The sequence below is a fragment of the Streptomyces sp. CO7 genome (assembly GCF_053474865.1).
Map to the genome: position 1 here is coordinate 1 of NZ_JBRIOU010000169.1, position 10,346 is coordinate 10,346.

The window sequence follows — 10,346 nt, forward strand, 5'->3', positions numbered from 1 at the left end:
GTAGGGAAGGGCAAGCGGGGAGGGGGAGACGGGTCATCCCGCGGCGGAAGCGTCGGGAGTGAGCGAGACCGGAAGGCTGCTGTATCCGCGCAGGAACGTCGAATAGAGCGGCTTGGGATCACCCATGAGGTCGATCCGGTCCACGCCCGCGCAGAGCGTCTTCAGGACGGCGGTGATCTCGGCCCGCCCGAGGTACGAACCGAAGCAGAAGTGCGCGCCGTAGCCGAAGGCCAGGTGCTTGTTGGGAGTCCTCGCCAGGTCGAAACTCCGCGGGTCCCGGAAGACGGCTTCGTCACGGTTGGCGGAGGTGTTCCAGAGGATGACGTGGTCGCCCTCGCGGATCGTCCGGCCGCCGAGGACGACGTCGGTGGTCGCGGTACGGCCGATGTGCATCGACGGCGTCGTCCAGCGCAGGATCTCCTCGACCGCGCCGGCGATCGGGACGCGGCCCTGCTTCAACGCCTGCCACTGTTCCGGGTGCTGGGAGAAGGCGAGCAGGGCGCCGACCATGGCCAGGCGGCTGGTGTGGTCCCCCGCGAGGATGAAGCCGTAGCAGTTGACCACCACCTCGTCGTCGGTCATCGGCTCGCCGTTGATCCGGCAGGTGGCCATGGCGCTGATCAGGTCGTCCTGCGGGTCCTCGCGGCGGGCGTCGATGATCTCCTGGCAGTAGACCAGGAGTTCGTTGCGGGAGAGCCAGAAGTCCTCCTCGCTCTGCCCTTCCTCGTCCGCGCTGAGCGCCTCCCGGCTCAACTCGAGCACGTACTTGTGGTCCTGGGACGGGAAGCCGAGGAGATCGCAGATCGTCCCCATCGGGACGAGGTCCGCGACCTCCTTGGCGAAGTCGAAGGTCCCGGTGCCGATCGCGCCGCCCAGGAGGTGGTCGACCCGCTGCTGCAGGTTGTCCGTCACCATGGTGCGGGTGCGAGGACTGAACGCCTTCAGCAGGATCGACCGCATGGCGTTGTGGCGCGGCGCGTCGGTGAGCGCCAGGTTCTTGCCGGCGGCCGGATCCCCGCCCGGCTTGTGCAGCGAGGACAGCATGTTGCCCGACCGTGAGCTGAAGCGCTCGGGGTCCTGCAGGACGGCCATGACGTCGGCATGGCGGGACACCACCCAGAAGGGGGGCCCGTGGTCCGTGGCCGGGTGCAGATAGACGGGCTGCTCGGCCCGGACACGCTGCCAGAAATCCTCCATGTCAGGGCGCAGGAAGGTGCTCGGGTCCGTCAGGTTCACGCTGGTGAGATCGCCGGCGAAGGCGCCTCCGGTCGGCAGGTTCGACATGTTCGGCAGGTTCGGGATGGTCGGCGTGGGCGGCATGGACATCTCCTGGACGTCGGAACTGGTCACTGCTGGGTGGCTGCTTCCTTGCCGGACAGATCGGCGATCAGCGTCGCCAGGCGATCCAGTCCGGTCTCGATCTCGTCCGGCGACACCACGCTCACCGAAAGGCGCAGTTGGTTCTCGCCGCCGGGGCCGTCGTAGAAGTGGCCCATCGGCGTCCACAGCACGCCGTACGTGTCCGCCCCGTACTCCAGCGCGGCGTCGTCGGCGGTGAACGGAACGGTGACCACCACGAAGAAGCCGCCGCGGGGCGTGTTCCAGGAGACCTGGTGGTCTCCGCCCGGGGGGAACCGGCGTTCCAAGCCCTCCAGCAGCAGCCACAGGTTGCGGCTGTAGAGCTGAATTTCACGGGTGTTCGCCTTGAGGAGGCTGCAGTCGTGCTCCAGCAGCTTGCCCCCCGCGATGGCCTGCGCCACGGGCGGCGTGTTGACGGTGAGCATGCTTTTGATCTTGGTCAGCTCGTCCGCGAGGAGCGTGGAGCCGCCCTGCGCGTCGGCCACGCGCTGGTCCGCGACGACGAACCCGATCCGGGCTCCGGGGAAACAGGTCTTGGAGAGGGAGCCGAGATAGATCACGCGCCGCGCCGTGTCGAGGGCCTTGAGCGTCGGCGGACGCCGGCCCACCTCGGCCTGGAACAGCCCGTACGGATTGTCCTCGAGGATCAGCAGGTCGTGCTCGGCCGCGATGGCGAGCAGCTCCTGCCTGGTCTCCAGGTCGAGGCTGGCTCCGGACGGGTTGGCGAAGTCCGGGACGAGATAGAACGCGCGAGGCCGTTTGCCCGCCGCGCGGATCGCTTCGATCTGCTCGACCAGGTGGCCGAGGTCCACCCCGTGCTCGGTGTCCCTCACCGGCCACACGGGCATGTCCACCAGCCGTGCGGCGCCGGTCAGCCCGACGTAGCCCGGCGAGACCGACAGCACGACGTCCCGTTCGTCCACGCGAAGGGCCCGGAGCGCCAGGAACATCGCCTCCTGGCAGCCGACCGTGACGACGATCGCCTCGGGGTCGACGTCGATGCCCTCGTCACAGGCCAGATGCCGGGCGAGGAGGTCGGAGATGATGCCCTTGGTGCGGCCGTACTGGAAGAGCGTGCGGCGAACGCTGTCCGTGTCCGCGCCCTTCCCGTCGGCCAGGTGGTCGCAGAAGGTCCGCAGATACCGGGGAAGGTCGTCGAGGTCGAAGAAGTCCTCGTTGGGCCGGCCGGGGGCGAGCGAGATCGCCTCCGGGAACCGGTTGGCCACCTCGTTCAGCCAGTTCATCGAGGCGAGCGCCGGGTCGCCGAGCGCAGCGTGCAGTCGGTCCGTGCTCAGGTCGGCGGTCAGGAGTTCCACTCCGCTGTCGTTCATGAAACCTCGCATTCCTAGGGGTGGACCGGCGATCCCGTGACTACTTCGACGAGCCCTGCGCCGCCGCTGTGAGGGGAGGCTCCTCGGTGGGCTCCGCCGCCGTGGAGGCCTCGTCCATCGCCTCACGGATGGAGCGGTTGCTCAGCGCGGGCAGGCTGACCAGGGCCACGAGGACCATCAGCAGGCCGCCCAGGACGAACGGCGCCTGCAGGCTGATGGCGCCCGCGAGGTAGCCGCCGAGCACACCGCCGAAGGGGGCGCCCATGAGGGAGATCAGGCGGCTGGCGGAGAGCACGCGTCCCCGGATCTCGGCCGGCGCCAGGCGCTGGCGCAGCGAGCCGACGATGACGATCTGGACGCTCATCGAGAAACCGACGACCGCCATCATCGCGCCGGCGACCCAGGCGTTCTCGCTCAGGCCGAGACCGACGATCGCCAGTCCCTCGACGGTCATGCCGATGCAGCGCATGCTGCCGACCTGCAGCTTCGTGGAGATGGAGGAAGCCATGAAGCTGCCGATGAAGGCGCCGACCGCGGTGGAGCTCAGCAGCAGGCCGTAGCCGATGTCGCCGAGGCCGAGCTGCTCCTTGGCGAGCAGGACGAGCAGCGCCATCTTGGCGGTGAAGACGAGGTTGCCGATGGCGGCGGTGCCGGCCAGCGTGCGCAGCACCCGGTGCTTCAGCAGCCAGCGCAGACCCTCCGCGACCTCGGCACGCAGGCTCCGGCGGGTGGGCTCGGTGGCCGGCGGGTTGCCGAAGTCGCCCTTGAGGGAGCTGACGAGGATGGCGCTGATCAGGAAGGACAGCGCGTTCGCCAGGAAGGGCAGCGAGCGGGACAGAGAGAAGAGGACACCACCGATCGGCGGACCCGCGAGCTGCTCGCCGTTGATCTGGGCGGCGGAGATCCGGCTGTTGGCCCGGATGAGCGCCTTGTCCCCCGAGGTGACCACCGGCATGACGGCCTGCGCGGCGATGTCGAAGAAGACGTCCCCGCAGCCCAGGACGAAGCCCGCCACGATCAGCAGCCCGATGCTCGCGTGATCGGTCATCACGGCGACCGTCAGCAGGGCGAGGACCACGAACCGGACGAGGTCCGAGTGCAGCAGCACCTTCCTGCGGTCCCACCGGTCCACCAGGGCGCCGGCCGGGAGGCCGAGCAGGAACCACGGAAGGGTGGCGATGGCGCCGACGGTGCCGATGAGCAGGGGATCAGTGGTCAGCTGGACAGCCAGCAGAGGCAGGGCGGCCAGCTGGATGCCGTCGCCGAGTGACGAGGCGATGGCGGCCCCCCACACCTTGTTGAAGCTGCTGCCCAGGGGCGGCTGGGCCGCCTTCTCTTTCCTGGTGAAATTCAACGATTCTCCTGAGAACGAAGTGATGAGCTGTGGTGTCGGGGCGCGGTGCGCACCCCGAGTGCGGGGAGGTCAGGCTTCGTCCGGTCCCTCGCGGACGGCGGCCAGCTTCGCGGCCAGGACCTTTCCGATGACGGACAGCGGGCCGGGCTCGGTCATGGCCCCGTGCGCGCAGTCGACGGCGTGCACGTCGATCCGTCCGTTGAGGTGCGGGGACCAGACCTCGGGCGTGGGGTCGCCGTCCGTCCTGTCGGCGGTCGCGGCGAAGAAGAGGATGTCGCCCAGGAACTTGCCGGCACTGATGTGCCCGCTCAGGTTGGCGATGTCCACGAAGACCCTGACCAGTGCCGAGAACGCGTCCGCACCGAGCCCGGCGAGCGGACTGTCGGGCGACGTCGGGTCGTGTCCGACGGACGCGGCGACCGCGCTCAGCACGTCCGGGTCGTCGTAGGACCGCCGCTCGCTCTCCCAGTTGTCGGTGGGCAGGTAGCTGTCCATCATGGCGAGGAGGGCGACTTCCTCGCCCTCCTCCTGCAGCCGGACCGCGAGGGCGTGGGCCACGATGCCGCCGAAGGACCAGCCCAGGAGGGCGTACGGGCCGGAGGGCTGCACCGTGCGGATCTCGCGCAGATAGTCCTCGACCATCTCCGCGAGCGCGGGTGCCGGTGCCCCCGGCTCGCTGAAAGCACGGGCCTGCAGGCCGTAGAGGGGCTGCTGCCCGTCCAGGTGGCGCAGCAGGCCGGAGTACGCCCAGCTGAGCCCGATCGCCGGGTGGACACAGAACAGCGGGCGGAGATGACCTTCGGCGCGCAGGGGGAGCAGGACTCCCAGCGAGTCCCCGGACGTGCTGCCGGAAGTCCCGTCCAGCTGCCGGGCCAGTGCGGCGACGGTGGGGGCTTCGAAGAGGGCCCGCACCGGCAGCTCGACGTCGAGGGCGGTGCGGATGCGGCTGACCAGGCGGGTGGCGAGGAGGGAGTGACCGCCGAGGGCGAAGAAGTTGTCGTCGACGCCGACGGTGGACACGGCCAGGACCTCGGCGAACAGGCCGCACAGGACCTCCTCGCGCGGGGAGCGCGGACCGCGTCCGGTGCCGGTCGCGGGCAGGTCGGGGGCGGGGAGGGCCCGGTAGTCGACCTTGCTGTTGCTGGTCAGCGGGAGCCGGTCGAGAACCATGAAGGTGGAGGGCACCATGTACTCCGGCAGCAGCCCGGCCACATGCGTGCGGAGGCTTTCGACGTCCACCGCGGTGCCGCCCTCGCCCACCACGTAGGCGGCCAGGCGCTTGTCGCCGGGGTGGTCCTCCCGGGCCATGACCGCGATCTGGGCCAGTCCGGGGTAGCTGCCGAGTGCGGTCTCGATCTCGCGGAGTTCGATGCGGTAGCCGCGGATCTTGACCTGGTCGTCGGCGCGGCCCACGAACTGCAGCAGCCCGTCCGTGGTCCAGCGGGCGAGGTCGCCGGTGCGGTACATACGGCTGCCGGCCGGGCCGAACGGGTCGGCGACGAAGCGGTCGGCGGTCAGGTCGGGACGTCCGTAGTAGCCGCGGGCCAGACCGGCGCCCGCGAGGTACAGCTCTCCGGCTACCCCTGCCGGAGCGAGACCGAGGTGTTCGTCGAGGATGTAGGCGCGCATGCCGTCCAGCGGACGTCCGACGGGTATCGGCGCGGGCACGGTATCGGCTGTGGTCCAGGGGGACTGGGTGGCGAAGAGCGTGGTCTCGGTGGGCCCGTAGGCCGCGCGCACCACGGTGTTGGGGGAGTGCTCCAGCACGCGTCGGACCGCGGTGGGGGAGATGACGTCGCCGCCGGTGATGACCTCACGGACGCCGGCGAAGCACTCGGGGGCTTCCTCCGCCATGAGGCGGAAGAGTCCTGCGGTGATGTCGAGGCCGGTGATCTCCTCGTCGGTGACCAGGCGGGCCAGCTCGGCGACGCTCAGGTCGCCTTCCGGGCTGATGACCGTGCGCCCGCCGTGCAGGAGCGGTACCCAGAAGGCGTAGGTGGACGGATCGAACGCGTACGAGGCCAGGAGCAGGACGCGCTCGTGGGCACCAGGCGAGGCGAACATCCGGTCCGCTGCCAGGTCGAGGATGTCGCGGTGGGTGATGGCCACGCCCTTGGGCCAGCCGGTGGAGCCGGAGGTGTACATCACGTACGCCAACTGGTCAGCGCTGACCGTGACGTGAGGGTCCCTGGTCGGAAGACCGGCCAGCTCCGTCTCCTCGTCCACCACCACGACCGTCGGGGCGGAGGGCAGGCCGCGGCCGCGCATCGCCGCGTCCGTGAGCAGCACCGGAGCGGCCGTCTCGTCGACGATCCACTGCATCCGCTCCAGCGGACTCCCGCTGTGCAGCGGGAGGTAGAACGCGCCGGCCTTCAGCACGGCCAGCAGCGCCACGACCAGGTCCACCGAGCGTTCCATCAGCACCGCCACCGGCGCCTCCGGACCCGCCCCCAGCCTCACCAGCCGATGGGCCAGCCGGTTCGCCCGCTCGTCCAACTCTCGGTACGAGAGGTCCCGTCCGGCACACCGCACCGCCACCGCGTCCGGTGTCCGCAACGCCTGGGCCGCGAAGGCCGCCTGCACCGAGTCGGCCTCCGGCCGCTCGACGGGCTCGGCCCCGGCCCACGTCTCCAGCAACCGCGTCCGCTCGGCCGGTGCCAGGATGTCCACTTCACCGATCCGCCGGTCGGGGGCGGTGCCGAGCTGGGTCAGCACGCGTTCGAGCTGGGCCACCAGTCGTTCGGCGGTGTCCTTCCGGAAGACGTCGGTGCTGTACTCCAGCATTCCGAGCAGCCCGGCCGGACGGTCGTCGGCGTCGTGGTGCTCGCTGAGGATGAAGCCGAGATCGAACTTCGCCGTGCGGGTGCTGATGATCTCTTCGGTCCGCGTCACCACGCCGGGCAGGGAGAGCTCCTGCCCACCGGCGCTCTGCAGGACCACCATGACCTGGAAGAGCGGGTGCCAGGCCGGCGAGCGCGTCGGATTGACGGCCTCGACCACCCGGTCGAACGGCACGTCCTGGTGCATGTAGGCGGTCAGGGCGGTCCTGCGCACCCGGTCCAGGAGGTCACGGAACGTCGGGTTGCCCGAGGTGTCGGTCCGCAGCACGAGCGTGTTGAGGAACAGGCCGACCAGATCGTCGAGGGCCTCGTCGGTGCGTCCCGCGCTCGGCGTGCCGATCGGGATGTCGGACCCGGCGCCCAGCCGGCTCAGCAGGGTGGCGACGGCGGCCTGCAGCACCATGAACACCGTGGTGTTCGTGGCCCTGGCGAGCTCGGCGAGCGCGCGATGCACCTGCGGGTCGATGCGGACCGGAACCATGTCACCGCGGTAGCCGGCCACCTTCGGCCGGGGGTGGTCGAAGGGCAGCTCGAGGTGGTCCGGAGCGCCTGCCAACGCCTGTCGCCAGAAGTCGAGTTGCTTGCTCACGAGCGAGTCGGGGTCGTCCTCCGCGCCGAGGAGGTCACGCTGCCACAGCGTGTAGTCCGCGTACTGCGCCGGCAGCGCCCCCCACGAGGGCGCCAACCCGTGCAGTCGTGCCTGGTACGCGACCTCCAGGTCGCGTACCAGCGGCCCCATCGAGGCCCCGTCGCTCGCGATGTGGTGCACGAGCAGCAGCAGCACCCGTTCCGTCGGGCCGACGGTGAACAGCGTCGCCCGGAAGGGAGGTTCGGCGGACAGGTCGAACACGGACCGCCCGGCCGTGTGCAGCAGCGCGCTCAGCTCGTGCGCGTCACAGCCGACACGGTGCAGGGGCACGTCGACGGCGTCCGTCCCCAGCACGATCTGGGCCGGGCGCCCGTCGACCTCCTGGAAGACGGTCCGCAGACTCTCGTGCCGCGCCACCACGTCGTTCAGTGCCTGCTCGAGTGCGTCCGCGTCCAGCTCCCCGGTGAGCCGGAACGCCACCGGGACGTTGTAGGTGGCGCTCGCCCCTTCCAGCTCGTGCAGGAACCACAGCCGGTTCTGGGCGGGCGACAGAGGCACCGACTCCGGGCGCTCCCTCACCGTCAGCGCGGGCCGGGCCGAACCGGCCTCCGAGACCCGAGCGGTCAGAGCGGCAACCGTGGGAGCCTCGAACAGGGCCCGGACCGGCAACTCCACACCCAGGACGGATCTGACGCGGCTGATCAGCCGGGCCGCCAGCAGGGAGTGCCCGCCCAACTCGAAGAAGCTGTCGTCGATGCCCACGGCCGGCGCGCCCAGGACCTCCGCGAAGAGCCCGCACAGGATCTCCTCCTGCGGAGTGCGCGCACCACGACCGCTCGCCTCCGCCTCGTACACGGGCGCGGGCAGGGCCCGCCGGTCCAGCTTGCCGTTGGCCGTGAGCGGCAGCCTCTCCAGCACCACGAGCGCCGACGGGACCATGAACTCGGGCAGCGAGGCGGCCGCGTGCGCACGCAGGGTGTCCGCGCCCACCCCGCCGCCACCTGACCCGGTCACCTCACCGCTCCCGGGTCCGGCCACGTCGCCGCTCCCGGACCCGGCCACCACGTAGGCCACCAGGCTCTTGTCGCCCGGCCGGTCCTCCCGGGCCACCACCGCGACCTGGGCGACCGCCGGATGACGGCCCAGCACGGCTTCGATCTCGCCCAGCTCGATGCGGAAGCCGCGGATCTTGACCTGGTCGTCGGCCCGGCCCACGAACTCCAGCTGGCCGTCACGCCACCGCACCAGGTCACCGGTGCGGTACATGCGGCTGCCGGCCGGGCCGAAGGGATCGGCCACGAACCGCTCCGCCGTGAGCCCCGGACGACGCAGGTATCCCCGGGCCAGACCCTCACCCGCGATGTACAGCTCTCCCGGCACCCCTCGCGGCGCGAGCCGCAGTCGCTCGTCCAGGACGTACACCCGGGTGCCCCGGACCGGCGCTCCGACGGGAGTGGTCGCGGACGGGTCCGTGCCGGACAACGGCCTGCTGGCCGTGGCCGAGATCGTCGACTCGGTCGGCCCGTAGAGGTTGAGCATCCGCCGTCCGGCAGCCCAGCGCGACGTCAGCGCGGGCGAGCAGGCCTCACCGCCGACGCTCAGCACCCGCAGGTCGGGGAAGCGCCGCGCCGGCAGGGTGGCGAGCACGCTGGGCGGCATGTCGGAGCAGGTGATGCGGCGCTGCTCGAGGAAGTCGCCGAGGGCGTCGCCCACCAGGGGGCCGGGCGGGGGGACGACGAGGGTGGCGCCGAAGCAGAACGCGCGGAGGAAGTCCTCCAGGGCCATGTCGAAACTGATCGAGGCCAGTTGCAGGACGCGGTCACCCGGCCCGAGCCCGTACTTCTCCGCAAGCGTCGCGGCCAGCGCGCAGATGCCGCGGTGCGTGACGGCCACGCCCTTGGGGGTACCGGTGGAGCCCGAGGTGTAGACGGTGTACGCGAGGCCGTCGGGCCGCAGACGAGCCGTCCGTCGGGCGTCCGTGGGGTTGCCGCCGTCGAGCCCGGCCAGGGCCGCGGGGTCGTCGAGGACCAGGGTCTCCGGGCCGGCCGGGAGCCGTCCGGCGACCTCGCGGCCGGCGAGCACGCGGACCGGGGCGGCGTCCCGCAGCATGAAGGCGATGCGGTCCGCCGGGTACGCCGGGTCCACGGGGAGGAAGGCGGCGCCGGACTTCAGGATGCCCAGCAGTGCGGCCGCCATCTCCACCGACCTGGGCACCGCCAGCGCGACCAGCTGCTCGGCGCCGACGCCCTGTCCGATCAGCCAGTGGGCGATCCGGTTGGCCCGCGTGTTGAGCTCGGCGTAGGTGAGGACGGTGCCCTCGTGCTCCAGCGCCGGTGCGTCGGGGCGGAGCGCCGCCTGCTCCTCGAACAGGTCGGTGAAGAACCGGTGCTCCGGCGCCGGGCCGCCTGCTCCCTCGGCGAGCAGTTCGCTCCGGGCGGCCGGCGGGACCACTTCCACGGCGTCGATCCGAAGGTCGGGCCGCTCGGCGACGGCCGCGAGCAGCAGCCGGAGCCCTTCGGTGAAACGCTTCGCGGTGGCCGCGTCGGACAGGTCGGTGCGGTACTCCAGGAAACCGTCGAGCCCCGCGGGTTCCCCCGCGTCGTCCGTGGCCTCGTAGAAGTTGAACGTGAGGTCGAAGCCGGTCACATCCCTGGTCAGGTCCTCGGCGACCGCCGAGAGACCGGGCAGGTCGAACGCGGGAGCCGCGTTGCTGTGCAGCGCCAGCATCACCTGGAACAGGGGATTGCGGGCGAGTGAGCGTTGGGGGTTGATGGCTTCGACGAGGCGTTCGAAGGGGATGTCCTGGTGGGTGTAGGCGGCGAGGTCGGTTTCGCGGGTGCGGGTGAGGAGTTCGCGGAAGGTGGGGTTGCCGG

At 71.0% G+C, this 10,346-nt stretch carries 4 protein-coding genes; all 4 read right to left on the minus strand.

Annotated elements, in window-relative coordinates; all coding sequences use genetic code 11:
- Positions 1 to 33 precede the first annotated feature (33 nt).
- Complete coding sequence (locus ACOV8S_RS31615; protein ID WP_448321904.1) at positions 34 to 1,350, minus strand: cytochrome P450; 1,317 nt, start codon at positions 1,348 to 1,350, stop codon at positions 34 to 36.
- Positions 1,347 to 2,690: an aminotransferase-like domain-containing protein gene (locus ACOV8S_RS31620; RefSeq protein WP_448321906.1), complete on the minus strand. Its 1,344-nt coding sequence runs from the start codon at positions 2,688 to 2,690 to the stop codon at positions 1,347 to 1,349. The genes ACOV8S_RS31615 and ACOV8S_RS31620 overlap by 4 nt, the downstream gene beginning before the upstream one ends.
- 40 nt (positions 2,691 to 2,730) lie before the next feature.
- A complete protein-coding gene (locus ACOV8S_RS31625) occupies positions 2,731 to 4,044 on the minus strand; it encodes an MFS transporter (RefSeq protein WP_448321907.1) in 1,314 nt (437 codons plus the stop codon).
- A gap of 69 nt (positions 4,045 to 4,113) precedes the next feature.
- Positions 4,114 to 10,346 (minus strand): amino acid adenylation domain-containing protein (locus ACOV8S_RS31630; protein WP_448321909.1); only part of this gene is annotated, 6,233 nt, incomplete at its 5' end.